Origin of the sequence: Paenibacillus sp. FSL R5-0378, assembly GCF_038009285.1 — a bacterium.
Taxonomy (GTDB): Bacteria; Bacillota; Bacilli; order Paenibacillales; family Paenibacillaceae; genus Paenibacillus_AQ; species Paenibacillus_AQ favisporus.
In genome coordinates, this window is sequence record NZ_JBBPAY010000001.1 from 6,859,929 (window position 1) to 6,885,497 (window position 25,569).

23 protein-coding genes are annotated in these 25,569 nt (G+C 57.1%); 3 read left to right on the forward strand and 20 right to left on the reverse strand.

Annotated elements, in window-relative coordinates; genetic code table 11:
* Positions 1–41 precede the first annotated feature (41 nt).
* From MKY74_RS31685 to MKY74_RS31750, 14 genes are all read right to left on the reverse strand, one after another.
* Complete coding sequence (locus tag MKY74_RS31685; RefSeq protein WP_076173778.1) at positions 42–1,055, reverse strand: ROK family protein; 1,014 nt, start codon at positions 1,053–1,055, stop codon at positions 42–44.
* Positions 1,052–1,681: a D-sedoheptulose-7-phosphate isomerase gene (locus MKY74_RS31690; protein WP_076173779.1), complete on the reverse strand. Its 630-nt coding sequence runs from the start codon at positions 1,679–1,681 to the stop codon at positions 1,052–1,054. The genes MKY74_RS31685 and MKY74_RS31690 overlap by 4 nt, the downstream gene beginning before the upstream one ends.
* Positions 1,665–3,188 (reverse strand): four-carbon acid sugar kinase family protein, encoded by a 1,524-nt coding sequence (locus tag MKY74_RS31695; protein WP_076173780.1) that lies wholly within the window; start codon positions 3,186–3,188, stop codon positions 1,665–1,667. The genes MKY74_RS31690 and MKY74_RS31695 overlap by 17 nt, the downstream gene beginning before the upstream one ends.
* The gene (locus tag MKY74_RS31700; protein WP_076173781.1) at positions 3,185–3,850 is read right to left on the reverse strand and encodes a class II aldolase/adducin family protein; all 666 of its coding nucleotides are present in this window, start codon (positions 3,848–3,850) and stop codon (positions 3,185–3,187) included. Before MKY74_RS31700 ends, MKY74_RS31695 begins: the two co-directional genes overlap by 4 nt.
* A gap of 1 nt (position 3,851) precedes the next feature.
* Positions 3,852–6,281 carry an alpha-mannosidase gene (locus MKY74_RS31705; RefSeq protein ID WP_076173782.1) on the reverse strand — a complete coding sequence of 810 codons (2,430 nt, stop codon included), beginning with the start codon at positions 6,279–6,281 and terminating at the stop codon, positions 3,852–3,854.
* 51 nt (positions 6,282–6,332) lie between these two features.
* On the reverse strand, positions 6,333–7,262 hold the full coding sequence (locus MKY74_RS31710; RefSeq protein WP_076173783.1) for a class II fructose-bisphosphate aldolase: 930 nt from the start codon (positions 7,260–7,262) through the stop codon (positions 6,333–6,335).
* A 188-nt stretch (positions 7,263–7,450) separates the two neighbouring features.
* Positions 7,451–8,173 (reverse strand): aspartate/glutamate racemase family protein, encoded by a 723-nt coding sequence (locus MKY74_RS31715; RefSeq protein WP_084204080.1) that lies wholly within the window; start codon positions 8,171–8,173, stop codon positions 7,451–7,453.
* A 7-nt stretch (positions 8,174–8,180) separates the two neighbouring features.
* Positions 8,181–9,569 (reverse strand): sedoheptulokinase, encoded by a 1,389-nt coding sequence (locus MKY74_RS31720; protein ID WP_076173784.1) that lies wholly within the window; start codon positions 9,567–9,569, stop codon positions 8,181–8,183.
* A gap of 338 nt (positions 9,570–9,907) precedes the next feature.
* Positions 9,908–11,959: a hypothetical protein gene (locus MKY74_RS31725; RefSeq protein ID WP_084204082.1), complete on the reverse strand. Its 2,052-nt coding sequence runs from the start codon at positions 11,957–11,959 to the stop codon at positions 9,908–9,910.
* Positions 11,960–12,014: 55 nt separating this feature from the next.
* On the reverse strand, positions 12,015–13,268 hold the full coding sequence (locus MKY74_RS31730) for an amidohydrolase family protein (protein ID WP_076173785.1): 1,254 nt from the start codon (positions 13,266–13,268) through the stop codon (positions 12,015–12,017).
* Positions 13,269–13,366: 98 nt separating this feature from the next.
* Positions 13,367–14,674 carry an ABC transporter substrate-binding protein gene (locus MKY74_RS31735; protein ID WP_076173786.1) on the reverse strand — a complete coding sequence of 436 codons (1,308 nt, stop codon included), beginning with the start codon at positions 14,672–14,674 and terminating at the stop codon, positions 13,367–13,369.
* Positions 14,675–14,862: 188 nt separating this feature from the next.
* On the reverse strand, positions 14,863–15,684 hold the full coding sequence (locus tag MKY74_RS31740) for a carbohydrate ABC transporter permease (RefSeq protein WP_076173787.1): 822 nt from the start codon (positions 15,682–15,684) through the stop codon (positions 14,863–14,865).
* 14 nt (positions 15,685–15,698) lie between these two features.
* The gene (locus tag MKY74_RS31745; RefSeq protein ID WP_076173788.1) at positions 15,699–16,571 is read right to left on the reverse strand and encodes a carbohydrate ABC transporter permease; all 873 of its coding nucleotides are present in this window, start codon (positions 16,569–16,571) and stop codon (positions 15,699–15,701) included.
* Between the two features lie 22 nt (positions 16,572–16,593).
* Entirely contained in the window at positions 16,594–17,616 is a 1,023-nt protein-coding gene (locus tag MKY74_RS31750; RefSeq protein WP_167372912.1) for a LacI family DNA-binding transcriptional regulator, read from the reverse strand.
* Between the two features lie 637 nt (positions 17,617–18,253).
* Here MKY74_RS31750 and MKY74_RS31755 point away from each other — a divergent pair.
* Entirely contained in the window at positions 18,254–18,691 is a 438-nt protein-coding gene (locus tag MKY74_RS31755) for a ferritin family protein (RefSeq protein WP_076173791.1), read from the forward strand.
* A gap of 241 nt (positions 18,692–18,932) precedes the next feature.
* Here the strand turns inward: MKY74_RS31755 and MKY74_RS31760 are convergent, their stop codons facing one another.
* The 3 genes from MKY74_RS31760 to MKY74_RS31770 all read right to left on the reverse strand — a co-directional run bounded on the left by MKY74_RS31760 (position 18,933) and on the right by MKY74_RS31770 (position 21,066).
* On the reverse strand, positions 18,933–19,706 hold the full coding sequence (locus MKY74_RS31760) for an SDR family NAD(P)-dependent oxidoreductase (protein ID WP_089548717.1): 774 nt from the start codon (positions 19,704–19,706) through the stop codon (positions 18,933–18,935).
* A gap of 260 nt (positions 19,707–19,966) precedes the next feature.
* A complete protein-coding gene (locus tag MKY74_RS31765; RefSeq protein ID WP_076173792.1) occupies positions 19,967–20,689 on the reverse strand; it encodes an SDR family NAD(P)-dependent oxidoreductase in 723 nt (240 codons plus the stop codon).
* Positions 20,686–21,066 carry a MerR family transcriptional regulator gene (locus MKY74_RS31770; protein WP_341013715.1) on the reverse strand — a complete coding sequence of 127 codons (381 nt, stop codon included), beginning with the start codon at positions 21,064–21,066 and terminating at the stop codon, positions 20,686–20,688. The genes MKY74_RS31765 and MKY74_RS31770 overlap by 4 nt, the downstream gene beginning before the upstream one ends.
* Before the next feature lie 269 nt (positions 21,067–21,335).
* Between MKY74_RS31770 and MKY74_RS31775 the strand changes: the two genes are divergently transcribed.
* A complete protein-coding gene (locus tag MKY74_RS31775; RefSeq protein WP_244169379.1) occupies positions 21,336–22,268 on the forward strand; it encodes a copper amine oxidase N-terminal domain-containing protein in 933 nt (310 codons plus the stop codon).
* Between the two features lie 98 nt (positions 22,269–22,366).
* On the forward strand, positions 22,367–22,933 hold the full coding sequence (locus tag MKY74_RS31780; protein WP_076173795.1) for an AAA family ATPase: 567 nt from the start codon (positions 22,367–22,369) through the stop codon (positions 22,931–22,933).
* 30 nt (positions 22,934–22,963) lie between these two features.
* On the opposite strand, the gene MKY74_RS31785 is transcribed toward MKY74_RS31780, so the two are convergent.
* The 3 genes from MKY74_RS31785 to MKY74_RS31795 all read right to left on the reverse strand — a co-directional run bounded on the left by MKY74_RS31785 (position 22,964) and on the right by MKY74_RS31795 (position 25,329).
* Positions 22,964–23,332 carry a sensory rhodopsin transducer gene (locus tag MKY74_RS31785; protein WP_076173796.1) on the reverse strand — a complete coding sequence of 123 codons (369 nt, stop codon included), beginning with the start codon at positions 23,330–23,332 and terminating at the stop codon, positions 22,964–22,966.
* A gap of 162 nt (positions 23,333–23,494) precedes the next feature.
* The gene (locus tag MKY74_RS31790) at positions 23,495–24,655 is read right to left on the reverse strand and encodes an MFS transporter (RefSeq protein WP_076173797.1); all 1,161 of its coding nucleotides are present in this window, start codon (positions 24,653–24,655) and stop codon (positions 23,495–23,497) included.
* A gap of 122 nt (positions 24,656–24,777) precedes the next feature.
* Positions 24,778–25,329, reverse strand: a complete 552-nt coding sequence (locus tag MKY74_RS31795; RefSeq protein WP_076173989.1) for a PadR family transcriptional regulator — start codon at positions 25,327–25,329, stop codon at positions 24,778–24,780.
* Positions 25,330–25,569 lie beyond the last annotated feature (240 nt).

The window sequence follows — 25,569 nt, forward strand, 5'->3', positions numbered from 1 at the left end:
CATCTGTTAAAAGTTCGCCGATCCACCTTCGGTTTCCCGGATCAATTATTCCCTCGTTCATGCTCCCCCAGCGCGTGAAGCGCAACGGACAAGCTGGCCGCATCCCCGACATGCTCGCCGAGCTCCGACGGCAGAATCCGGCAGGCGGCAAGCGTTCCCGGCAGCGCTTCACGCCGCAGCTCCTCCAGCACGATCGGCCGGAGCACCTGTTCCTGGCGCGCATAGATGCTGCCGATTACGATCCGCTCCGGATTGAGCGTATCGACGAGGACGGCCAAGCCCCGGCCGAGCTTGCGGCCGATGATGCCCACCGCTTCGCGCGCCAACGCGTCCCCGGCGGCAGCCGCCTCAAACACGTCCTTCGCCGTCCATGCAGCCTCCCCGCTCCCTCCGGATTGCGGGGCCATCCCTCCGGCGCCGGCGGAGAATCGCGCGGCAGTCTCTGCCGCCGCTTCCTTCAAACCGGCAAACAGGCGGGCGATGCCCCCGCCGCTGCAAAAGCCCTCAAAAGAGCCGGCCTTGCCGTAGCCGACCGGCCCCTCCTCCGCCAGACGGATATGGCCGACCTCACCGGCCATGTCACTTGCGCCGGCATACAGGGCTCCGTTCAGGATCAGACCCGCGCCCATTCCTGTCCCGAAGGTCAGGAAGATCATGCTGGACGCCCCGCGCCCGGCCCCCCACCGCCATTCGGCGAGGGCGCAGGCGTTGGCGTCATTCTGGAGCGCGGCGGGTACGCCGAAGCGCTCCCGGAGCGGCGTGAGGACGTCGATGCCGTCCCAGCCGGGCAGGTTCGGCGGGGAGAGAATCCGTCCCCGCCGGCTGTCAAGCGGGCCGCCGCAGCTGACGCCGACGGCAGCAAGCGGCTCGCCCCCGCCGGCCGAAGCGGCCAGGCCGGCCAGCTCACCGCACAGCGACGCCATCGCTTCCTCCGGCGTGTCCGGCGTCGGGAAGCTGCGCTTGCCCACGATTTCGATCCGGTCTCCTTCCGCCCTGCCAAGCACGGCCGCGCATTTCGTTCCGCCGATATCGAGGCCTCCCAGCAGTGTGCTCATGCGAAAAATGCCTCCTCCAGCATCATGCACAGCGTATGGTAAATCGGCAGATGCCTTTCCTGGATATCCGGCGTGCCGTCGTAAGGAACGCAGACGGCAATGTCGCACAGCTCCTTCAGGCGTCCGCCGGTGCGGCCGGTCAGGCCGATCGTGGTCATCCCGAGGGATTTGGCCACCTGAACGGCACGAACCACATTCGCCGAGTTGCCGGACGTGCTGAACACGACCAGCGTATCCTCCGGCCGGCCATAGCCGTACACCTGCTGGGCCACCGCCATATCGGCGGCAACGTCGTTGATGAACGCGGTCGACAGGCCGCTCTGGCTGACGAGGGAGATGGCCGGCAGCGCACCCTGCAGCCGGTCGGCGATATAAGCGCCTTCCTCGCCGTGAATGAGCATCTTATCGCGTTCGGCCGGCGGCAAAGTCCGCTTCAGCATAAAGCCCTTCATCAGCTCGCCCACGACATGCTCGCAGTCGGCGGCGCTGCCGCCGTTGCCGGCGAGGAGCATTTTGCCTCCCCGGCGAAAAGAAGCCTCCACCGCCTCATACGCCTGCCAAACCGCGTCCCGGCACGGCTGAAGATCCGGATATTTCGCAAACAGCTGCTCAAAGATCGCGCTCATCGCAGTCACTCTCCCCATGGATGTTCATTCCCTTCAAATGTTCGATGGCTTTGACGATAAACTCCGGGCTGCCAAAGCTGCCCGATTTCAATACCAGCAGACGCGCCTTGCCGTCCAGCGACATACAGGAGGGCAGCCCCGGCTCAATCTCTTCCAGCACCCGCAGACCGGTGATGCCCAGCCGGCCGCAAACGGCAGCAGAGGTTTCGCCGCCGGCGATGACGATTCGGCGCTGCCTGGCACGCTCCGCGACATCGGCTACAGCGCCGGCCAGCTCATCCGAGACGATGCGCGAGAGCACCGTCCCCGACAGGCCGAGCTCCTCCGCCCGCTTGCGGGTCGCTGCCCGCTTGCCGGCATCGTTCGATGCATGGATCAGCACATCGCGTCCGGATGCCAGCTCCGCGCCGGCCCGCCGTACGACATCGGCGATGTGCCCCCCTTTGAGTGCTGGTTCCAGCAGCAGCAAGGAATCGAGCTCGATGATCGTAACGCCCGCCTCCCGGGCGCAAGCAATCTGCGCTGCGGTTTGCGGCATCAGGCTGCCTGCCGCGAGCAGCACCCCTTCGCCCCTGGTGGCATGACCGGCTGAGCCTGCGTTGTCCTGCGGGGCGTCTGCATCTTTGCTCAGTAACCCGCTATTTTCAATAAGGTCAGCAGCCGCCCTATCAACTTGCCCGCCATGCGGCCCGGTCCCGGCAGAGGCCAAGTTTTTCCCTGCTCGTTCTCCTTCATCTGCTCCCAAGTCAGCCCTAAGGGCCGCATTCTCCTCAGGCCCGGCAGTAGATCGATCTGAGCTTTCCCGGTCCGCATCCGCATGCTTCAACAGCGGCGCGAGCTCCTCATAGAGGCCGGAGCTGCCGCACAGCAGCGGCTCATCCAGTACCGCCTCGGCGATGATCCGCAGCGACTGCTGATCGCGGACGTCGAGAATCAGGTAGGTACATTCGCCCCGCATCCGGTTGATTTCCCCGCGTAGAACCTCGGCGCCCTGCTCCACCACGCCGATCGGGAGCATCGCCACCTTCCGCTCTGTCTGCGCCTGCAGGATCGCCGTCAGCTCCGACTCCTGCATCGGATGCACCGGATCATGCCGGAATTCGGACTCGGCCAGCGGCTTGCCGTGCACGTAATGGATGCCGTCCAGCGTGACGCGGCCGTTCTTCGGAAAACCGAGCACGACAACCGCGAACGAAGCATGCATCGCATCCAGCATGGCGTCGAATTCCGCTCCGATGTTGCCGCGGAAGACTGAGCACGTTTTGTTGACCAGCCGCGTGCATCCGGCGGCGCGCAGGGCGACCGTCGCTGCATACACCTTGGCATAAGCTTCATCCGCGGTATCGAGCCGCGAGTTTGTGTCCACTACGAGCACGTCCGGCTGCGGATCCGGCAGACCGTGCCGGAGCTCATCCGCCGGATACACATGCGTCATCAAGCCCACTTTGGCGAACATGATACCGATGTCGTTCGCGCCGGTAATGTCGTCGGCAATGACGCCGATCATCCGTCCCACCTCCTCCGTGGACGGTAGCCGGAGCGCTCCAGGAAGTCCTGCCGGACCGGATCCGGCAGCTCCTCCAGACGTACGCCCGCGCTCCCGGATTCAATCACCATCCGGCAGGCCATTTCGAGTGTCTGCAGCGCCATCCGCGCTTCCTTGATGCTGGTGTCATAGACCAGCACCCCGTGGTGCTCCAGCAGCAGTACGTTGGCCTGCTTCGCCTTCTCGCTGACCGCTTCCCCAAGATCGAGCGAGCCGGGATGGGCGTACCGGACGCGTTCCACACGCTCCAGGTAGTACATCGTCTCCACGAACAAGCCGGAAGGAAGCGGAATATCGGCACAGGCGAACAGCGTGCTGTAAAAAGGCGACGCATGCAGCACGGCCCCCACGTCAGGCCGCAGGTCATATACGGCCTGGTGCATCGGCACTTCCTTGGACGGCTTAGGCCCGGCTGCTGCCGGCGCCTCTCTGCCGTCCAGAACGCACTCGGCGAAATCTCCTTCGCCCAGTTCTCCCAGAAACGTCCCCGTGGCCGTGATCAGGAAGCTTGAATCATCCAGCCTGGCGCTGATGTTGCCCGCATTGCCCCAGGCGAGCCCCGTGTCCATCATAAATTTCCCGGCCGCCCGCAGCTCGGCAGCCTTCTCTTCGCGGCGGCCCATATTACAGGTCCCACTCCAGAAGGCTGGTTTCCGTCACGGGAAGGCTTTTGTCCGCCGGCACGCGGAACGTTTTGATTTCCGACGGCTTGAAATCGGCACGGATGCTGCGCTCCCATTTCGGGAGACTGATTTCGGCCGTCGTCGCTTTTTTAACCGTCTCATACACGCGCAGGATCAGATCGTCGTTATCCTCCGCTTTTTTCACCGCGCTGACGATGATGTTGTCCCGGTCCACCGACAGATACGAATCCGTCTGCGGCAGCTTTCCTTCGTGATACGTTTCGATGATGGCTACCGGCTTGCAGTTCAGCTCCGCGGCCCGGCGCACGGTGCCGGCCTGCTCCCAGCCCTCTTCATGAGGAAGAAGCGAATAGTTGAACTGCTGAATGCCCTGGTCGATAAAGGCATACTCACCGTCCGCCTCCGGCACGTATGGATCGTGATGGGCGTAAATCGGGCTGCGCAGCACGGTCAGGGCCAGCTCCTTGTTGTGGATGCTGTAGCTGTACTTGGCGTCATTCATCAGGCTCAGCCCATACACGCGATTCGATCCCGGAACGATCCCCGTATAGTCCACCCAGCTCTGACCCGGCTCTTCCTCGCCGTTATGCTCGCGCTCGATCGTTCCGTAAGGAATTTCGTACGTATGCCGGCTGAAGACGCAGTTGACCGGGAAGACGAGCTTCAGCATTTTGAACTTTTCCCGCCAGTCCACGGTCACGCGAACGTCGATTTGGTCCCGGTCCGGATACATCGCAAAATCCTGCACCAGCCGCGAGCTGCCGTATTCGCTGACCACGCGGATGACCGATTTGACCGGCCCGTGCTCGATGCGCTGCACTCTCACCGCCTTGAACTGCCCTGCCTTCCGGTTAAAATGCAGCACGTCGTGGCTCCACGTATCCGAGGTGTCGTCGATGACGACCGGCCGTGCCCCTTCGCCCCGCAGCACCTCATGATCCAGCTTCTTGTCCCGCAGGCTTTTGATAAAGCCCGTGTCCTTGTCGAACTCCAGCCGCAGCCAGCTGTTTTCCAAGACGAGATCGCTGGCCGTGATTGGCTCTCCGACCGGCTTCAGCGATGCTGATTCCAGGAACAGCTTGTAGACCCGGTATCCGAGCGGCGGCAGTTCGGCCATAAAGCTCAGACGGTAGCGGCCCCTGGCTGCGGCCTGCGACTTGACGGTCTGGAACGGCACCGGCTTGCCGGTATCGTCGACCAGCACGCTGTTGTCCTTGATTCCGCCAATCTCCAGCTCGACGTTCACTTTGCTGGACCAGGCGTGCGGGTTGAACACGACGATCGGGCGCATCGTTTCATCCTGCTCGATACCGATGTTCCAGGACAGCGACTGCACCGCATAGTTCAGCGAGCGGTCGGCGATCGCCATCGCCTCTCCGAACAAATATCTGGCGTCCTCATATGCCGGCTCCAGGCTCGTTCCGGCCAGGATGTCATGGAATTGGTTGAACAGCACGTTTTTCCAGGCACGCGTGAATTCCTCAGGATACGGCTGCCCGGTGATCCACGAAGCGAGCGCGGAGAACTTCTCCGCCGCAATCAGCCGGTTCTCCGCCTGGCGGTTCCACTGCTTGATGCCGGAATGCGCGGCATAGCAGCCGCTGGCGTGATGCTGCAGGTCGTCATGCACAACCGGAAAATCAAGTCCGGAAGCTTCCATGTCCTTGAAGTACCGGTCAGGCGTAGCGAACTCGAGCTTCGGCAGATCGGGCTCCTCGTTCAGGCGCCGAATGCTCTCGATATTTTCCTTGGTCGGCCCGCCCCCATGGTTGCCCACGCCGTAGAACAGCATCAAGTCGTTCAGCGGTTCCTTGAACTCGCCGAGACAGCGGCGTACGTGATTCTCCAGATCTTTGCCCCAGGACAGGTACTCGAACATAATGCGGAACGTCAGCACCTTGGACCCGTCGTCGGACTGCCACCAGAAGAGCCGGCTGGGCAGGCCTTTTTCGTTAGGCATCGGGCGCATCATCACGTAGTAGTCCATCCCGCTCTTCTTTAAAATTTGCGGGAGCATGGCGTTGTGGCCAAAGCTGTCAACGTTGTAGCCGACTTTGGCGGTCACCCCGAACTTTTCTTTAAAATAACGCTGGCCGTACAAGCCCTGGCGGACGAAGGATTCGCCCCCCGGAATGTTGCAGTCGGGCTGGATCCACCAGCCGCCGACGATGTTCCACCGGCCTTCCTTGACGCGTGCGCGGATTTCTTCGAACATGGCAGGCTCGTTGTTTTCGATCCACTCGTACATGGCCGCCGAGCTGGACGTAAAAATAAAATCCTCCGATTCCTTCATCCGGTCGAGGGCCGAGCGGAAGGTCGCTTTTGCTTCCTGGAAGCCTTCCTGCCACTGCCACAGCCACACCGGGTCAAGATGCGCGTTACCGATCATGTACAGCTTTTTGTCCTTCATACGTGGTTCAGCTCCAATCCATGGTTACTTGGGTGTAAGGATGAATCCGGTTTATTGGAAAAAGCGTCCGGCCTTTCCGGCGCTCAGCACGAAATCCTTCATCTTGTTCATGACCGTCTGCTTGACGGCTTCGCGGCCGGCAGCCAGCTGATCCGGCTCCAGTGCCCGACACTCCGCATCCGTCATCCGCTCTTCACGGCCCAGTGCCGCGAGCAGTGACAGTTCCAGGTCGGTCGCGATATTCACTTTGCTGACGCCGCCCCCCTTCAGGGTGAACGCCTGCTGCATCATGTCGGCCGGAACGCCCGAACCGCCGTGCAGCACCAGATGCACCGGGGTCAGTGCCCGGATCGCCTCTAGGCGCGCATAGTCGACCTTCGGCTGCTTCACGTTGTAGACGCCATGCGCGGTGCCGCACGATACCGCCAGCGCGTCCACGCCGGTCAGCCGAACGAACTCCGCCGCCTCATCGGGATCGGTGTACAGCTCTTCGTCGGTTTCCGTCTCGACGAAATCGGTCGTGCCGATCATGCCGAGCTCGGCTTCAACCGAGACGCCTCTGGCATGGGCATAGTCGGCCGCCTCTTTGGACTCGCGGACGTTGTCCTCGAACGGCTTTTCCGACGCGTCGATCATGACGGAGGTAAAGCCCGCTTCGATGGCCTCGGCGATGACCGCCATGTCCTTCGTGTGGTCCAGGTGAAGCACCACCGGAACGGTGATCTGCTGCTCCTCCAGCTGGCGGTAGAATTCCTCCGCAAATGCCTTCGGCGTAATGCCGTACCGGACCAGCTCCTTCTGCGAAATCTGGACGATCAGCGGCGAATCTGCCTCCTGCCCTGCCGCCAGAACGGCGGCGATCATGGACGTATAGCGCGGTGAAAACGAACCGATCGCGTACTTTCCGGCTTCGGCGGCTTCAAGGGCCTGCTTCAGCGTCAGGACGTTGGACCGTCCCGCAGCTCCTGCTTGGGTCGTCATAGGGTAAAAACTCCTCTCGCTACTCTCTTGTAAATCTGAAAAATAGACCTTGTTTCCGTCCATAAAGTCTGTTGTTCAGTTAAGTCTGTTCTTCAGTTAAGTCTGTTCTTCAGTTAAGCCTGTTCTTCAGTTAAGTCTATTGTTCAGTTAAATCCGTTCTATAGTTAAATCTGTTCAGTGAAGTCTGCTCAGTTCATTCTGTTCGCCGACAATTGCTCACGCACGCGCCCCATTCCGAAGGCGGGGCTGGTCAGAAAGCGGCTGCGTTCCTCCGGAGGCAGGCCTTCCACCGCCCGCGCCATCGACGCCTGGGCCAATACGACGATGTCTGCCGTACCGGCCATCCGGGCCAGCGTCTCGGCCAGCACTTCGTCATGGCCCTGCCGGTCGCCGGCCAGCAGGCGCTCGTACGCGGAAGAGATCACCTCCGGCACCAGCCGGACTTCTCTTCCGAGCCGCTCCGCCAGCTGCTGCAGCAGCCGCTGCGTCGGCCCGAGCGTCGTGGCCAGCGTGGCCGCCACGCCGATGGTGCCGGCGGAGCGCACCGCATGCTCTGCCATCGCTTCGTCGATGCGCACGATCGGCACCGCAATCTCCGGCTGTACGGCAGCGCACAGCTCCCCGATGGAGGAGCAGGCGTTCAGAATACAGTCCGCACCCTGTCGCTCCGCAATGTGCGCATACTGCCTCCACCGCCCGGCGATGGCTTCGACATCCCCGCCGTTCTCTGCGAGCTCCGGCAGGATCGAGTCGTCCACCAAATTGATGACGCGGAGGCCGGGCATCAACTGCTGCGCCAGGTCCCTTAAGGGACCGACCGTAACCGGGGTCGTATGAATGACCGACAGTTTGAAGCGTCCCCATTCCTGCGGCTGGCGCGTTGTACTTGTCTCGACTGTATCCATGTCCATCGCAAGTTCACCCTTTCCTCATTTCGCTAAGCGCGGACCGGACATCGGGATAATATCCGGCCGCCGCTGCTCCGTACACGGCCGCTCCATAGGCAGCCTCTTCCTCCCCGGGCGGAAGCTCAAGCGTCAGCCCGAGCTTCGCTTCCAGCATCTCTCGGAGGAGAGGGTTCCGGCGGATGCCGTTGCCCGAGCCCGCCCCAGCCGAGATGCTGCCGCGCAGCCCCGCCGGCAGCGCGCCGACGTACTGCATCAGCTCGTCAGCCATGCCCTGCAGGAAGCCTGCGGCCAGATGGCCGGGCGTGAAATTGTCCGGCCCGATGCCGCGGATGGCCCCCCGAAGGCCCGGATCCTGCCGGGTTCCGTAGAACTGGGTCTGCACCTGAAGCGGTGCATCCCCGCGCCGAATCGCCTCCCGGGCCCATTCATTCATCCGCGCGTAGATCTCGCCTTCATCCGGAGACGTGCCGAAGGCTCTTCCGACCTCTTGAAAGAACGCCAGCAGCATGGCGTAGGACTTGCCCCCGCTAAGGGGGGCGCCTACCAGCAGCGAGCCGCCTCCCGGAAACGGCCGAATTTCAAGACCGGCCGCAGCATCCAACTCCTCCGGAGCCACGTCGTTGTCCGTGTAAATGGAAATTTGCGAGCCGGTCCCGACGTTGACGAGCAGCGTCCGCTCCAGCTGCGATACCGAACCGAGGAAGCTCGCCTGGTTGTCGCCGATCGCGCATGCTACGGGCTTGCCGTCCGGCGTTCTACCGGCCGGCTCCGTGCCCTGGCATACGGGCGGCAGGATGGATGCATCCATCCCGGCCCGCCGCAGCGCTTCTTCATCAAAGCAGCGCTTGCTTGCCAAAAACAATCCGATCCCGGCCGCGTTGGAAGGATCCATGAGCGGTTTGGCGGCGCCCGTCAGCTGCATAGCCACGTAATCGCCGATCGTGCATAAGTAGACCGCATCTTTGGGAACGTTCCCGTTTTTCACATGATGAAAGTGGGTCACCAGTCCATAGCCGCTGGCTGCCGGATAACCCGTACGTTCCCGAAGATACCGTGCGTAAGAGGCATCCCGGTCCTCCATCCGCTCGTCTCCCCGCCCGTCCTGCCAGGTATAGAGCGGACTGACGCTTTGGCCATCTCCGTTGACATAAAGAATGCCGTGCATCTGGCAGGAAATTCCGACCGCGGCAACGTCCGGCCATTCCTCTTGGCACTCCGCTAGCAGCCCTCGGACCTGCTCCATAATCCGCTGCGGATCCTGCAGCCGTTCCCAGCTGTGCTCCCCACGAACCGAAGCATCGTTCGCACAAGTTGCCACGCGGACCGCCCGGCCTGACGCAGCGGAGATCAGCACGGCGCTGATCGATGTCGTTCCGATATCAATTCCTGCAAATAACATACGTTGTCCCCTCCCGTATTCGTCCTGCATCTCATCTCGCCCTAAGCGATTTCATGGATTTCCTTATTCTTTTTCGCGGGCATAAAGCTAGGCACCTTCAAGTCATCCGCTTTTGGGTTATGAAATCCTTGTCTCGCTGGATGGCGGTTTCGATGGGATGAAGAACGTCTACCGGCGTATTTTCATAAAAGAACAGACAGCGTTTTTTGTCTCCAGCAAGCAGCTTACGGTTTTCGATCTCTTCGTTTCGAATCTGTTCTCAATCCATCAGTCTTTAGATCTGTTTTGATCCTTCAGTTTTTAATCCTTCAGTTTTCAGTCCCACGGTTTCCGATCCTTCAGCCTTCAATCAGCTCGCTCAGCCCCAGCTCTGCAGCGTATTCCGCCGCCTCCTGGGATGCGTACAGAATCAAGCCGATGCACCAAGAGTGCGACAGGGTCAGCATCATTCCTTTGGGCTGGAAGCAGTTCGTGTTGTAATAACGCTCGGTGACCATGCCTTTATAGGCGTTGAAGTCCCCGTCCTCCCGCGCGATAAACTGCAGAAAGCAGGCGATATGGTCGCGGGTGCGGTCCAGGTAATACCGGTCGCCGGTATGCTTCCACAGCCGCAGCATTTCCGGAACGCAGAACAGGCCGTAGTTGTGCAGATGCTGGTTCGACGTGGACGCCTGATCCGCGCCACGCGAGCGAAAATCGTACTGCGCCAGCAGGGTATGGCGCGGGAAGCACAGATTATACGTCCAGCGGAACGTCATCATCCAGTCCGCCGCGCTGGATGCGAGCTCCAGCCACTTCGGCTGCCGGTCATACTCGTACAGCAGCACATAGGCGGCGACGGCGTTATAGGCGTCTTCCGAGGTCGGCGTCAGATGCACATCCTCCGGAGCGCCGTAAATATATTCGTCCCTGATAAACTTCTCGTAATAGCTGCCGGCACGCACAGCGGCATCGGCAAACTGCGTTTCCCCGAACAAGGCCGCGCCTTCAAGCAGCGCCGCGATCCACAGCATGCCGCCGGCGCCGTCCCATTCTTCGACCTCCCCGGTCTCCGCATGGTAATAGGAGCCGAAATTGCCGTCGCTTCGCTGGCAGGAAGCCGCAAAATTCAAGTTCGACAGGGCCGCCGCTTCCCAGTCCGGATGAGCTGCTCCCTGCCCGCGCTCAAAATCCAGCGCCCGGACCATGAACAGCGTCGCTTCGGCTGCCGTTCTCGCCTGCAGCCAATCGGGCTTCGGATTCCAGCCGGCGTTCCAGCCCCGGCCCTCGATCCAGGACGCCCAGAAAATGCCGCTCGGCGACAAGCCTTCGGCGATTTTGCTCAGCACATCTATGCCGGCCGATGTGTATTCGGCAATGCCCTGTCTGCGTCCATATTGGAGCAGCGCATGCGCGTAAGGCGCTCCGCTGACCCAGCCCACGTGCATATGGGGGCGGTCCCCCTGCCCTTTAACGTTGTTGTTCAGCTCGCGGTCAAACGCCGCCGTTTCGTACAATATGCGGTGCTCCGGACGATAATGCCACGTAAACAGTCCGTGGGCGGTCAGCTGCGCCGCCTCGTCCAGATCCATCCATGGCCGGAGCGGGTAGGTCTCGGCATGGAGCCGGTACATCCGGCGCACAAACGGATCGTACGCATGAGGATCGCCGGCCGCCGTATACACCCGGTAGCGCAGTGTCACCTGCTGCCCCGGCTCAAACCGTGCGGACGTCAGGTCCGCCGGCGCCGGAACCGGCTCGCCGACGAACGTCACCGGCTCTTCCCGGTACGGGAAGTTCAGCCAGACGGCCGTTCCGTCCGCATTGCCCCGGAAACCGAGGCCAGTCAAGCCCAGCTCCGACATTTCTTCCGTGCAGAGCGCGCCGCACAGCGCATCATTCCAGGCAAACACTACCGGCAGCGCCGCCCGGTCCGAGCGGAAGGACCAATAATCCGATACCATCTGCTCCGGGTCTCCGCCCCGGTAGTCGTAGCGGGGATAGCGCCGTAAATTTTTCTCAAAGCGGTTTTCCTTATAGAAAGCGCCGGGGATCATCCAGTCCGGTTTCCCTGGACCGAGCACCTCCGCCCGCAAAGTCAGCCCCATATTTTTGGGAACGTTCCCGTTATACGTTAAATGAAGGGTGACGTCGTAGCCGCCGCAGCTGTCCTTCACCGCTTCCCATTTCGCTTTAGCAGTAAATTCGCCCGAAGAGCCGGACATCGTCAGCCCTCCATCCGTCAAGGCATCCACCCTTTCGATCGGAATTTCCAAGATGGACCCGTCCAGCGGGCTCCACGCTTCGATCAAATGATTGAACCGCAGCGCAGCCTCCCCCTGTTCCTCACCGGGCCGGTACACGTTCAGTACGTAACGCTCACCACCGTCTGCCTCTGCCTTCCATCCCACGATTGACTCCCGCCTTTCTTCCAATAAGCATACTTTTCAAGAAAACTATCCTACATTACATATCCAGCTGGTATATCTCGATCAGGTTGTCCCGGAAAATGCGCTTGGCGAATTCCATCGCCGCCTTTTCCGTCATGCCGCCTTCCTGGACTTTCTCGGTTAACACGTCGCCCACGATGTTCTGTACCAGCTTCAGATGCGCGTAGGTTCCCTCGATATGGTTGTAGTCGCCACCGAATCCCTGGATCTTCGACTGCGGCACCATCTCGATCATTTGATGCAGAATCTGCTTGCCGATCGTCGGCGAGATGATATGCACCCAGGTAAAGTCGGTGTATACGTTCGGATAATTTTTCGCGATGCTCAAATACGATTGATGGTAAGGAAAACCGCAGTGCAGCAGGACGAATTTGGCGTCCCGGTACTGCGCCAGCAGCGGCAGCAGCAGCTCTGCGTTCGAGTTGGTCAGGATGTTGCCGTTGCCGGACACGCTCGATTCATGATGGCCGGTGTGAATCTGGATCGGCAGATCATAAGCGATGGAACGCTGGATGATGAAATGAATGAGGTAGTCCTGCAGCGCCAGCGTCTCTTCCTTCGACAGCCCATCCTGCAGCGTATAGCCCAGCAGCCGGTTGAAGACAATCTCCGCTTCGTGGAACGTCGGGTTGGTGCTGGCGAGGCTCCGCCAATATGCATGGCCCAGCTTCGTTGCGACCATTCCTTCCTGTTTGTATCTATGCAATAAGGCATCCACTGCTTCGAGATAGCCCGGGAGCGAATGTACATGCACCCCTGCGGCGTTCTCCACGTCGTGAATATCCTTGAGTGTTCGAAGTTTAAAGGTAAAATCCAAAAACATGATCGGCCGGAACAATTCGTAATCCAATTGCGTGGTTTGGATCAGCGTGAACGCCAGGTCAATTTTTGATCGTTCGTACAGCACCTCCCGGTACCAGTCCGGGTTATTCGTCGCCGCCTTAACTTTATCATTCACCTCCAGAATGCCTTGGACCGTCCAATCTTCAAAGCCGTACAGGTCCTTCATGGCCGTCCGGAACATGTTCGCGTACGTGGTGTTGTTCGCGCGCTGCCAGTACTGCAGGAAGGTAGCCGCTTTCTCTTCGTCACTGCGCAGCCGGCCGCTTAAAGCTCCGCGCTGCATCCCCGCCGTAATGAAGTCGGAATCGAGGTAATGCATCAGGGAGAAAAAATCCTGCTGCTCTCTTTGTCTGATCTGCGGAGTCGCCAAATGCTCGTGTCCGTCGATGATCCGTAGTTCGCTGATATAATCATGTATGCTGCTCATCGGGCCTTTCTCCTTCCAAAAATGGAGCGGCTGCTCCTCTTCTCATCCGAACAGCAGCCGCGTCTATTTATCTGTCGTTTCTGCTCTTGACCGGGCGATCAGTCCACATTCAGCTCAGGGAAAGCGTTCTTCACTTCTTTTTTGAAGTCTGACACGACGTCGTCATAGCTGCGGTTGTTGGTGACACCGTCGCCTGCGACCTTTCTCCACTTGCTCATGATGTCTTCGCCGTATTTATCCGGTTTCGTTGCCGGAATTTTCACGACGGTTTCGTAATAAGGCTTCAAGACGTTTTCGTCGCCGAACAGCGGGGATTTGTACGTATCCAGGTTGGCCTCGTACACTTTGCTGTTGCCCGGCATGTTGCCCGTTTTCTCCAGGTTGTGCTGCTGCCATTCCTCGCCGGCGATATATTTGATGAACTCATACGCCAGGTCTTTGTTTTTGGACTTTTCGTAGATGCCGCGGTACGTTCCACCCGAGTAGAAGCCTTCCGGCGTTTTGGCTACGCCGTACTTGCCTTTGGCTTTGTCGTCCTTGTTGTCGACCATAAACCCGGCCCATGCCGGCATGGAAGTCAGCACGACGCTGCCGTCGTTCAGTGCGTTGCCCCAGCCCGCCGACATGAACGGAAGCTTGGCATCCACGTTGTTTTTGCGGATATCCAGCTGGGTTTGATAGACCGTCTGCCATTTCGGATCGATGTTCAGCTTGCCGTCCTTCACCCACGGCTGGGTGTTGTAGGCTTCAATGTCGAACAGGTCGCCGGCGTTTTGGATCAGATGCACTTTGCCGCCGCTGTCCGCTGCCACCTTTTTGCCGAGCTCAATGATTTTGTCCCACGAGCCGACCATATCGCTGACTTTGTCGGGATCATCTGTGCCGAGGTACTTCTTGGCCGTATCGCGCAGATACCAGAAGCCGCCCGGAGAAGAGTGGTCGGAAATCGCCCGCAGCTTGCCGTCCTGGGATCGTCCCAGCTCCTGAACGTAAGGGACGTAATCCTTCACCAGATCCTCGGCGCCCATCGCCGACAGGTCCGTCAAAAACTTCGAATCGATGAATTTGCCGATATACCCGCGCTCCAGGTCGAAAATATCGGGAACGTCGCGGCCGGACTGCAGCGCGGTCAGCAGCTTCGTCTGGTATTGGTCGCCCGGGAACATTTTGACGTCTACCGTGACGCCGGGATTTTTCGCCTGAAACTGGTCGGCCATGTCCTTCACCTGGTCAAAGAACGTCCAGATGACCAAATGACCTTTGAGCTCGCCGGATTCGGCGGCCTTGCCGGAGTCGTCTCCGCTTGCCGTACTGCTGCTGTCCGAAGCTTTGCTTCCGCATCCGGCCAGCATGCTGCCGACCAGCAGGACGGACAGCACCATCATCAGCCATTTCTTCGTTTTCAAAACCGATCTCCCCTTTTTGAAGACGTTTTTCTTATTGTGATTGAAGTGCATGCGTAACAGATGTCCGCAATTTGTAGAACGCTTTCAATTGACTTTGTTTTCGTGGCGGTCCACTGCGCCGTTTCCCGGTCATCACCTCTTTCCCTGGAGTCTGAAAGTCAAGCCGTCTTGATGTCTGCTTCAATCGGTCAGCCTTTGACCGCTCCCGCCGCCACCCCGTCGATAATCCGTTTGGACATGAACGAGAAGAAGACGAGGATCGGTACGACCGCAATCACGATGCCCACATACTGTGCGCCAAAGTCTGATGTAAACTGGGATTTCAGGCTCGCGATCATGACCGGCAGCGTCTGCAGGTTGTTGTCGAAGAGGACGATCATCGGCGTGAGAAAATCGTTCCATTTGCCGATAAAAGCGAAGATTCCCAGCGTCGCAAGCCCCGGACTCATGATCGGCAGCACGATCCGGTTGAAGATCTGCCATTCGCCGTACCCGTCCATCCGGCCCGATTCAATGATTTCCGTCGGTACCGAGGAATCCGCGAACTGCCGCATCAGGAAAATCCCGAAGGCGTTGTGGATCGACGGCAAAATGAGCGGCCAGTACGTGTTCAGCATGTTCAGCGAATCCATCAGCTTGAAGAAACCGATGATGCCGAGCTGGCCCGGAATCATCATCGTGCCGAGCACAAACATGAACAGTACGTTTTTGTACTTGAAGTTGTATTTCGAGAAGCCGTACCCGGCCAGTGCCGCAAAGTACACGTTAATGATCGTCGACGTGACGGTGATCAGGACGGTGTTCCCGAAGCCCCGCCAAATGTTGACGGTGTCCTTCAGCCTCGCATAGTTGTCGAGAAACTGGTCTCCCGGAATGAGCAGCAGCTTCCGCGCAATATCCGAGTTGGCATGGGTGGATGTAATGATCATGCTGTAGAAGGGCAGCAGGCATGTCGCCGCCACGGCGATGAGAAAGAGGTACAGAATGCCTCGGGTAAGTATTTTAGCCATGAAGGTGGACCTCCTTAATCCTTCAGCTTCGACGCTTTGGCCGTAATGGCCGTAAAGAACATGACCACAAAGAATATTCCGTAGGCGACCGCCGCCCCGTAGCTGTAATCAAAGTTTTTGAAAGCCGTTTCATATAAGTACATGACCATCGTTCTGGAAGAGTTGCCCGGCCCGTCTCCGAGCATGAGCGGCGCATCAAACAGCTGCAGGCCGCCGATGACCGACGTAATGAACACAAACAGGAATACCGGGCGGAGCAGCGGCAGCGTAATGTGCATCGCGGTCTGCTTTTTGGTCGCCCCATCCACTTCGGCGGCTTCATACACTTCTCTCGGAATGCCCTGAAGTCCGGCGATAAAGACGATCATGTTAAACCCGAAGTACTGCCAGCAGATGACCCCCGATGCGATAATTCTGGACCACCATGGGCTGTTAAACCAGTTGACCGGATCGTGAATGATCCCCAGACTCATGAGCAGCTTGTTGATCGTCCCGGTCTGCCAGTCGAACATGAGGGAGAAGATGACCCCCAGCGTGACCGGCGTAATGATGTGAGGAAAGAAATAGACCGCCCGGAAGAAATGCTTGCCCCGGATAAAGCGCTCGTTCAGCACCAGCGCGAGCAGCACCGATAAGATGAGCTGGGGAACGTTGGATAGAATCCAGATAATAAGCGTGTTGCCTATCGTCTGATAAAAGAAGCTGTCGTGCAGCAGGCGTGAATAATTCGCCAGCCCCACATAGACCGGATCCGAAAATCCGTCCCATTTCATGAAGCTGAGGTAGAGCGTGTACAGAATCGGCATCAGCCCGAATACGGCAAAGCCGATGAAGAAAGGCGCCACAAAGATGTAACCGTAAAATGACCTGTTGACCTTGGAGCCCATCGTATTCACCCCTTTTTACACTTTACTTGGTTCCGCATGAGTCCCTGACAATGAGCTTCGGCTTCAGCAGATGGATCGCTTCCTCACTCTTGTCCTGGACGCCTTCAATTTGCTGAAACAATCCTTCCGCCGCTTTTCGGCCGATGGCTTCAAAGGGCTGGCGCACCGTCGTCAGCGACGGGTACACCCATTCCGAGATCGAAATGTCGTCATACCCGACGACCGACATCTGCTTGGGCACGTTGAGCCCGTGCTCCTGGATGGCCCGCAGCGCCCCGGTTGCCGCTTCGTCGTTGGAGCCGATGACCGCCGAGAAGCCTTTGCGCTCCAGCAGCTGCTTCATCGCCTGATATCCGCCCTGGCTGCTCCAGTCCGACTCCACCACCCATTCCGGACGGTAGGTTAACCCAAGCGTTTCCATCGCCTGCAAATATCCGTTAAAACGGTGCTGGTTCGCTGCGGCATGCTGCGGTCCGGAAATGTATGCGATTTCCCGGTGGCCCAGGCTGTGTAAGTATCCGACGATATCGTAGACCCCCGCCGCATTGTCCACGTCGACCGCGAAGATGCCGTCCTTGCCGCCGTGATCCCCGATCAGCGCGATCGGATACTGCGAGTCCCTGATTCTCTCCAGGTCTTCGTCTTTGCGCTTTTGGAAGCTCACTAGGATCACTCCGTCGACCTGCCCTTCATACAGAAGGTTGAGGAAGGATATTTCTTCGGCATAGTTGGAAGTCCAGCTCAGGAAGGTGCAATTGTATCCCTTCAGATTGGCTACTCCCTCAATGCCCCGGATGATGCCGGAATAGAAAATATTCGAAATGTTGTCGACGACGACGGCGATGCTGTTCGTCCGGTCAAGCACCAGCCTGCGGGCATTGGCGTTGCGGTGGAAATTCAGCTCCTTGATGGCTTTATCCAGCGCTTCCTGCGTTGCTTTTTTAACCTGCTGCCCGTTCAGGTAACGGGACACAGTGCTTTTGCTTGTTCCTGCCAATCTGGCGACATCGTGAATGGTTGGACCCACTGTTATCACTCTCTCCATGTATCGTTTCCCATGTTTCGGCCCTTTCACTTGCCTATCCCGCTGATGCGGAATTGATGGCAAGATACAGCACGAATACCATTTTTGGGAACGTTCCCATTTTACCAGACAGCCTAGGTCCAAGAAAAGGACTTGTTTGGCAGGAGCTGCCATTTCTTTACCGGAATGATTCACGGCACTAGCAGTTGGTTGTCTGTCCCCCGTCGTAGAGCTATCCATACAGCCTCTATGAGGTTCCCGTCTTGACAGGTTTCCGTCTCGATCCTCCAATCATCCGCCGCCAGCTTCATTTTGGGAACGTTCCCAAAATGAAGGAAATGCCTCTCCCAGCTTTGCTCCATCAGAGTTCTTGTGAACGGGAAAGGAACCGGGCAGGAAAGTGGAATGGCCAGATCAAAACCGATGAAGATTTTGGGAACGTTCCCGTTTTGGTGCAACAACTTGATTAAGATGGGTCTATAATAGCGCTTCCAGAATGGGGTGTCAACGGATATTTCAAAAATAAAAAATAACCATTTTATGGGTGGCGGCTTATCTTTGTCCCTCCCCACGATTTTTTCGTAAATGAATGACATTTGCCCAAGAAGCTGAATAGGGTGAAGAAAAGCCTATATTTGCGAAGGGAGATACCCCAAGGATGTATTACTATACGTGGGACTATCGGGCTCCGGCCTCATCCATCGGCGATCTCGAGAAAGCCATCAACGGCGAGTACTCCGCCGTCGCCTGTTACGAACGGCTGGCGGGTGCGGCGCCGAACGAAGAGGAACGCACGCAGATCATGGAGATCCGCAAAGACGAAATCAGACACTACCAAACGTTTGCCGGGCTGTACACGTCCCTGACCGGAAGACAGCCGGCCCCTGTCATCAATGAGCCCTGCCCCTCCGTCTACCGCGATGGCCTCCACTTTGCCTTCAAGGACGAACAGAACACAGTGGACTTCTACCATGAAGCCGCCGACCGGGCATCCGATCCGGCCGTGAAGCAAGCCTTTCTCCGGGCTGCCGCCGATGAGCAGAACCATGCCGTTTGGTTTTTGTACTTTCTTACAAAGCAGCAGGCCAGGGAATAACCGTTGGGGCGAAAGGACACGGAAAGATAAGCCAAACGTTTGCCGGGTCTGTGGCCCTCGATCAGAGCGCACATAACACTTGCATAGGGATGCTGGATGCTTGAAAGAACCGCAATCCAAAATGGCGCCACAGGGATCTGTCCCTATGGCGCCATTTATATTTATTAAAATCACATGCCAAACTAGATGCGAATTTGGGATTGAAGGATATTTGTGCTATCCGGCCAGTCCCTTTGTACTCCTACACCCCGTAATGCGTAACGCCTCCATCAACAAATAAATTTTGCCCCGTAACGTATCCCGCTCCTTCGGAACAAAAAAACAGAACGGGAGCGACCACTTCCTCCAAACGGCCATACCTCCCCATTGGCGTCCGCTGTTCAATCATTTTTTGGTTATCCGGATCGTCGAGGGCTTCTGCGTTAAGAGAAGTCCGGATAAACCAAGGACTAACCGCATTGACGGTAACGCCATATCGGGCCCACTCGCTGGCAAGCTGTTTTGTCAATTGCACGACGGCCGCTTTGCTGGGCCCATATGCCGTTGAGAATGACAGCGTTAGTTCCGATGCCACGGAAGCGATATTTACGATACGGCCGCTTTGGCGTTCGATCATATGGCTTCCTGCCGCCTGAGACATCAAAAAAACAGATTTTAAGTTGGTATCGACCACAAAGTCCCATTCTTCCTCACTGAGCTCAAAAGCGGAATGGCGAATGTTTGTCCCGGCATTGTTGACCAATATGTCGATTTTCCCGAATCTTTCCACCACTTGTTGAACGGCCGAGTCTACGGAACGCTTATCGGTAACATCGCAAGCGATGCCGAGCGCACGCCGCCCGGTAGCAAGGCTAATCTCATGAGCCGCTGCAAGTACCTCGGCCTCGGTCCGGGCAGTCAATGCGACATCCGCCCCCGCCTGGGCAAGCCCCTCAGCAATCGTTCTTCCGATCCCGCGGCTGGCACCTGTAACGATAGCCACCTTTCCGTTCAAATCGAAGTTGACGTTGACCACTTCATATCCCTCCATGAAAATGCATATTTTTCGAATCAGGATGATTTCCGTTGCTCGACTAGCCTTTCGTAACCATAGCATGACCAGGTGGTCGCCTTCTGATCATAAAACACGCACTAACATAAGTAAAATGCATATTAATCATCACAACCATATCAAAATTGTTATATAAAAATCATATTAAAAATGATATGACATTCATATGATGCATTTGATAAGCCATTGGAAAACCATCATGACCATTCCGTTTCAACAAAGGGCTACCAGGCAATAGCCCGGCGTTCCCGGAAATATCCACCGCTGGGGCCGTCCTCTCCCGCAGTGGCCAGCCACACGGCCGTATCGGCCCCCTCCGCCACCGAGTGCGGAGCATCCGACCCGCCCATATCGGTCCGCACTCTGCCGGGGCAGACCGCATTCGTTTGAATGCCATATGCCGCGGCTTCCTGGTCCACCAACACCGTCAGCGCATTCAGCATCGTTTTGGAAATCCGGTAAGCAGAGGATGAGCCCTTAAGCCCGAGGAGACCCTGCATCACCTCAAAAGAACCGAGACCGGACGACATGTTGACGATCCGCCCGTACCCTCGCTCCTTCATCAACGGCACCACCGCCTGGATCATGCGCAGCGCGCCGAAGAAGTTGGTCTCCAGCGTTTCTTTCATCACATCCTCTTCCACGTCCAGGACAGATACGCCTCGATCCAGAATGATGCCCGCGTTGTTAATGAGAACGTCCAGCCTGCCATGTTCCTGCCGGATTCGATCCACTATCGCATCGATGCTTCCCGGGTCCTGCAGATCCACCACCTGGACCTCCAGCTCAAGCCCCTCCAAACGCAGCTCGAATACGGCTTGCCGCCCCTTCTCTTTGCTCCTGCAGCCAATGATGACATGCAGCCCTTTTTGCGCCAACTGTCTGGCGATTTCCTTTCCGATCCCGCGATTCCCGCCGGTGATCAGTGCAACCCGCTTGCTATTCACTCCCAATCGTCTCCTTTCTCTAGCTCACGTCTCCAAGCGGTCAGGCATGCCCGCAAATGGTCTTCCGCTTTTCGAAGCGTGTCGATCCGCTCCCCAATCTCCGCCAGCTTGGCTTCCCCCACCCGGATCGCTCCGGGCAAGCATTCCCGCCGAACCTCCTCCGATCCGGCGCACGGATAGGCATCGCTGATTTCTTTGGCGCTTAGCCCAAGGCTGAAGTACAGCTGGATGATCCGAACGCGCTCGACATCGGACAAGCTGTACTCCCGGTACCCGTTATCCAGCCGGACGGGATGAAGCAGCTCCTTCTCCTCGTAATACCGCAGTGAGCGCAGGCTGACGCCCGTCGCGCGGGACAGCTCGCTGATATGCATCATCGTCACTCCTTTCATCGGCCTTGCAGCCATCTGTTAAAGCAAGTGTAAACCCTCACATCATGTGAAGGTCAAGCGATGTTTTGCGGGCGGATTTATTATTCACCCTGATTCGATGGGCTGTCCGTTAATTTTTCTGGTAAGTGCATTGGAAAACGGGGCTGGTTGAGGCCATGACCTCGGTCTTATGGGGGGTGGTTAAGATGTAATGAAGTCATACTTTCTCGTTTATAGGACGTTTATATATAGGAATATCTAAACAGGAGGGACGAATGATGAAGAAAATCACCATGGCCTCGATTCCATTTCTCTGTGCAGCAGCTCTCATGCTGCCGGACCACAGCATCGGTACAGCAGCAGCCAGAACCAATAGCGGAACTCATGTCATCATCAATAAACAAGATCTGGCACCCGAAGATGTCCTTATAAAAAACAACCAAATATTTATTAGCTTCACTGAAGCTAAAGCGCTAGATAATCTAACTTTCCAATGGAATCACGCTGCAAAACAAGTGACCGCAAAAGGCAAGGATACCAGTCTATTGCTTACCATCAACCAAACAACCGCCCTGAAAAACGGAAAAGCTGTGAAGTTGAACACAGCTCCGTTTATCTATGATGGAAAAACGATGATCCCCCTGCGATTTGTCACGGAAACCATGGGCGGCTCTGTTACCTGGAATCCATCCACTCAGACAGCATACATCGCAAAGGCAAGCTCATATTTGACCAGCGATCTCCTGAGTGATGAGTTAAGCGTTGCAAGGAATGCGGCGATCAATCTTCCAAGAGTGTCACTTCTGCCTAAAATAAATACTCCCACTTACGAGACTTCAAGTATCCAGTATTATTTTCCAAAAAATGTGCACGATCAATTTTTTGAAAAAAACAACAATGCCATCAGTTATTTTGAAATTTCTGATGATATCGCTTATTTGAAATGGCAAGGCTTAATCACCAAAAAAGCAAGTACTCAAAAGCAGCTGTATTTTATTTACGGAACGATAACCAACGAAATTGGAACACGGCCATCAATTAAAGACTCCACATTCGCCGCCTTCCATTGGATGCCGCATATCGGATCGACCGGCTATAGCTTGATTCATAAGGACAATTGGAACGATGTTGTGTTCAAGGAAACGGAAGTGGATCAAAATAACGCAAAACCAAACTATATTATTGTTCAGATTCCTGAAGAAGAATAGAAACTGGCCTAGTTACCCGGTGGATCGAAATGTTGGATTGATCAGGCAGGATCTCCCTTCCAGAGAATCGAATTTATCGTTAACGGGAGGCGAGGATCATGGCAGTTTATAGACCGGACAGTGCAAAGATACCGGACAAAATTCGCATTATCGGCTCGGTCGGCAGCGGCAAATCGACCTTGGCAAGAGCGTTGTCCGACCAATTGGGCATCCCTTATTATGAATTGGATAATATGGTGTGGAGGCGCACGGGCCATGGAGACGTAAAGAACAGCTTCGAGGAAAGAGACCGTATCCTGAACGGCATTCTCGAGCAGGACCGCTGGATTATCGAGGGTGTCCATTATCAGTGGGTGCAGCGGAGCTTCGCGGACGCGGACCTGATCGTTTACGTCGATACGCCGATCTGGGTCCGCAATTACCGCATACTGAAGCGTTTTACCGTGCAAAAGCTGGGGCTTGCGCAGGGGAACTACAAGCAGACGTTCAGCATGCTCCGCAAAATGTACCAATGGAACTACCGGCACGCGAAAAAGGAAAAGCCGGAAATCATGCAGATCGTTGAGCCATACCGCGGAAAGCTGCGGATGATCCGCAATTCGTCTGTGCGGCAGGCTTTAATGCTGTCCGAAAAGCCCGGCCCTAAAGGGATTGAAGTACCCTAAAGGGCCTGAGGGGTCAAAAAACCTGAATCTCTATTCCTTCACCGGAAAGGCCATGACGCTCATCAGCGCGTTCTCGGCCTGCGTAGAATCCAGCCGGCTGTACTGCACAAAAATCGGTGCGCTGCCGGTGACCTCCATGGCATAAGGAACCCCTTTCGGTATGTACTTCCCTTCCACGTTCAGATGGGCCGTGCGGATATGATGCGTCCGCTGCCCCCCCACAGTCGCCGTCATGCCCAGGATCGGTTCCCGGTCTTCGAAAAAAGCGTTGACCGTCACCGTCACTTCTTCTCCGCTTAAGTTCAGCACGCAAATCGATTCGTGGCTTTCCAGCTGGCCGCTGCTCGTCGGTGGAATGTACCCGTCGGGAATAATCCACTGTAACTGACCTTTGGACATTCGAATCCCTCTTTTCGAAAAAAGTTTTGCCGTGCCTCCTTAGCTAGGCCCATAAGACGGAGACGCGGCTTTTTTCCATTATAAACCTCTCAGGGAAGCGATTACATCCAATATTCCTTACTTTTTGGTTAAAAAACAGGGCGGCCTGCTAAGCCGTTCTTATTACTCTACGGCAGCCTGCTCCACCTGCCGCTTCGCCAGCGGTTTGCGGACGAATGCCAGAAAGATCAGCGCGGATACGGCAACGGATGCGGCACAGACGCCGAACAGCGTATTGTACCCCGTATACTGCGACACCCAGCCCAGCAGGATGGAGCCCAGGCCGATGCCGAGATCAAAGGCGGTCATGTACGAAGCGCTGGCCGCGCCCCGCCGCTCCGGATCCGCAAGCCGCAGGTTCACCGCCTGCATGGCCGGCTGAGCCGAGCCGAAGCCGATGCCGTACAGCACGGCGGCGGTGATGACGCCCGCAAGCCCGCCGGCGAAGGCAAGGACGAGCAGCCCAACCGCCGTAACGGCCAGCGCCGGCACGATCACGTAAGCTTCGCCGAGCCGGTCGGCCAGCTTGCCGGCTACCGGCCGCGCCAGCGTCAGCGCCAGGGCGTAGACGAGAAAGAAGGTGCCGGCGTTCACCCGGACCGATTCGGCAAAGAGCGGCAGAAACGTCGTGATCCCGCCGTAAGCCGCCGACAGGAAAAACAGCGACGAGGTGACGGGAAGCACCGATTTTTCGAAAAAGACGATTTTCCGCCGCTCCGCCTTGACCTGAAACGGAATCCGGGTCAGAAAGACGAGAATGAAGGCCGCGGCGGACAAGCCGGTCGCCAGCAGAAACAAATCGTGAAATGAGCCGCTCTGGTGCACCCAGGTCCCGAGCATCGGTCCGACCGCCATGGCGATCGTCATCGCCAGGCCAAACCAGCCCATGCCTTCACCGCGCCGCTGGACGGGAATGATGTCGGTGACCGATGTGCTAACTGCCGTGGTGGAGAGCGCCCAGCTGGCTCCATGAAGAATCCGCAGTCCGAGAAGAACGGCGATCCCGCCAACCCAGTCATACAGATACATCGATAATACGAAGAAGAGCAATCCCCAAATCATAAAGGGCCTTCGGCCGTAACGGTCGAGCAGCCCGCCGACAATGGGACGGAACAGAACGGCGCTCAGCGTGAATACGCCGGTTACGAGCCCGACTTGGGATTCATCCCCGCCCATCTCCTTGATAAAGAGCGGCATCGTCGGCAGCAGCAGATAAAACCCGGTGAACAGCACCAGCATGCCGGCCGTGATTTGAATAAAAGACCTCGTCCAGAGCCTTTCCATAGATGAATTCCTCCCTAACCATAAATTAAAGTGGTTTCATGTGCTCCAAATCTTCTGGAATCATCGTGCTGGTTCAATCCCTGTGGCGATGTTCTTGATCGTCATCTTTCACGACATTTCCATCAATCTTCCTCGGCCTGGATTCGCTCGATCTCTGCCGTGATCCAGGCTTCATCCGCCTCTCCCAGCCGTTTGCGGTAATCAAACATCCGGAGCAGCTGGTTCCGCTGCTTGGCGGGTTCCGGCTGCTGTGATTGCAGGTACGCCTCAAACCGGGACACATACTCCCGGCTTCTTCGGATGATCTGCAGGTAATCCTCCAGACAGGCCAGGCGGACCTCCTTGGTCACGTAGCCGAAATACACCATTTTAAACCGGAAAATCAGCGCGGCCTCGGCTTCCGGGTTCGGCTCAAGCGTCTCCTTCATCAGCTCTTCAAAACGCTGCCGGCCGGCATCGGTAATCGCATATATTTTCCGGGTTCGCCCGCCCTTCGTCTCTTCTTCGATCCGCAAATGAATCCACCCGGCCTCCGTCATCCGCGACAGAAGCGGGTACAGCGTACCGGAGCTAATCTTACGGCCAAGCCCCACCGCGTTATTCAAGACGTCCTGGAGCATATATCCGTGCTTCTCACCTGTCATCAGCTCGCCCAGAACGAACAATTCGTACACCTCTCTCACCTCCGTTAAATATGTCGTTTCGATATATATTATATGTCGGATCGACATATTTGCAAGCCTCTATTTTGAAAATTTCCCCACCTTTTTTACATAGAAAAAGACGTTTTCAGCAGAGAATCCCATATTAGGCTTCGGTCTAATAAACATGCAAAATCACGACATCAGACCATCCTAATACCGATATCCCAAAGGTCTCCGAATCGTCCCTTGGTCCCGGTCCTAGGCCTCTCC

What these genes read in the sequence shown, in the direction of transcription:
- MKY74_RS31710 (WP_076173783.1), bottom strand. Translation starts at nt 7,262, where the DNA reads ATGACGACCCAAGCAGGAGCTGCGGGACGGTCCAACGTCCTGACGCTG.
- MKY74_RS31685 (WP_076173778.1), bottom strand. Translation starts at nt 1,055, where the DNA reads ATGAGCACACTGCTGGGAGGCCTCGATATCGGCGGAACGAAATGCGCG.
- MKY74_RS31775 (WP_244169379.1), top strand. Translation starts at nt 21,336, where the DNA reads ATGATGAAGAAAATCACCATGGCCTCGATTCCATTTCTCTGTGCAGCA.
- MKY74_RS31780 (WP_076173795.1), top strand. Translation starts at nt 22,367, where the DNA reads ATGGCAGTTTATAGACCGGACAGTGCAAAGATACCGGACAAAATTCGC.
- MKY74_RS31730 (WP_076173785.1), bottom strand. Translation starts at nt 13,268, where the DNA reads ATGAGCAGCATACATGATTATATCAGCGAACTACGGATCATCGACGGA.
- MKY74_RS31700 (WP_076173781.1), bottom strand. Translation starts at nt 3,850, where the DNA reads ATGGGCCGCCGCGAAGAGAAGGCTGCCGAGCTGCGGGCGGCCGGGAAA.
- MKY74_RS31695 (WP_076173780.1), bottom strand. Translation starts at nt 3,188, where the DNA reads ATGATCGGCGTCATTGCCGACGACATTACCGGCGCGAACGACATCGGT.
- MKY74_RS31705 (WP_076173782.1), bottom strand. Translation starts at nt 6,281, where the DNA reads ATGAAGGACAAAAAGCTGTACATGATCGGTAACGCGCATCTTGACCCG.
- MKY74_RS31755 (WP_076173791.1), top strand. Translation starts at nt 18,254, where the DNA reads ATGTATTACTATACGTGGGACTATCGGGCTCCGGCCTCATCCATCGGC.
- MKY74_RS31745 (WP_076173788.1), bottom strand. Translation starts at nt 16,571, where the DNA reads ATGGGCTCCAAGGTCAACAGGTCATTTTACGGTTACATCTTTGTGGCG.
- MKY74_RS31720 (WP_076173784.1), bottom strand. Translation starts at nt 9,569, where the DNA reads ATGTTATTTGCAGGAATTGATATCGGAACGACATCGATCAGCGCCGTG.
- MKY74_RS31740 (WP_076173787.1), bottom strand. Translation starts at nt 15,684, where the DNA reads ATGGCTAAAATACTTACCCGAGGCATTCTGTACCTCTTTCTCATCGCC.
- MKY74_RS31750 (WP_167372912.1), bottom strand. Translation starts at nt 17,616, where the DNA reads ATGGAGAGAGTGATAACAGTGGGTCCAACCATTCACGATGTCGCCAGA.
- MKY74_RS31785 (WP_076173796.1), bottom strand. Translation starts at nt 23,332, where the DNA reads ATGTCCAAAGGTCAGTTACAGTGGATTATTCCCGACGGGTACATTCCA.
- MKY74_RS31690 (WP_076173779.1), bottom strand. Translation starts at nt 1,681, where the DNA reads ATGAGCGCGATCTTTGAGCAGCTGTTTGCGAAATATCCGGATCTTCAG.
- MKY74_RS31790 (WP_076173797.1), bottom strand. Translation starts at nt 24,655, where the DNA reads ATGGAAAGGCTCTGGACGAGGTCTTTTATTCAAATCACGGCCGGCATG.
- MKY74_RS31715 (WP_084204080.1), bottom strand. Translation starts at nt 8,173, where the DNA reads ATGGACATGGATACAGTCGAGACAAGTACAACGCGCCAGCCGCAGGAA.
- MKY74_RS31770 (WP_341013715.1), bottom strand. Translation starts at nt 21,066, where the DNA reads ATGATGCATATCAGCGAGCTGTCCCGCGCGACGGGCGTCAGCCTGCGC.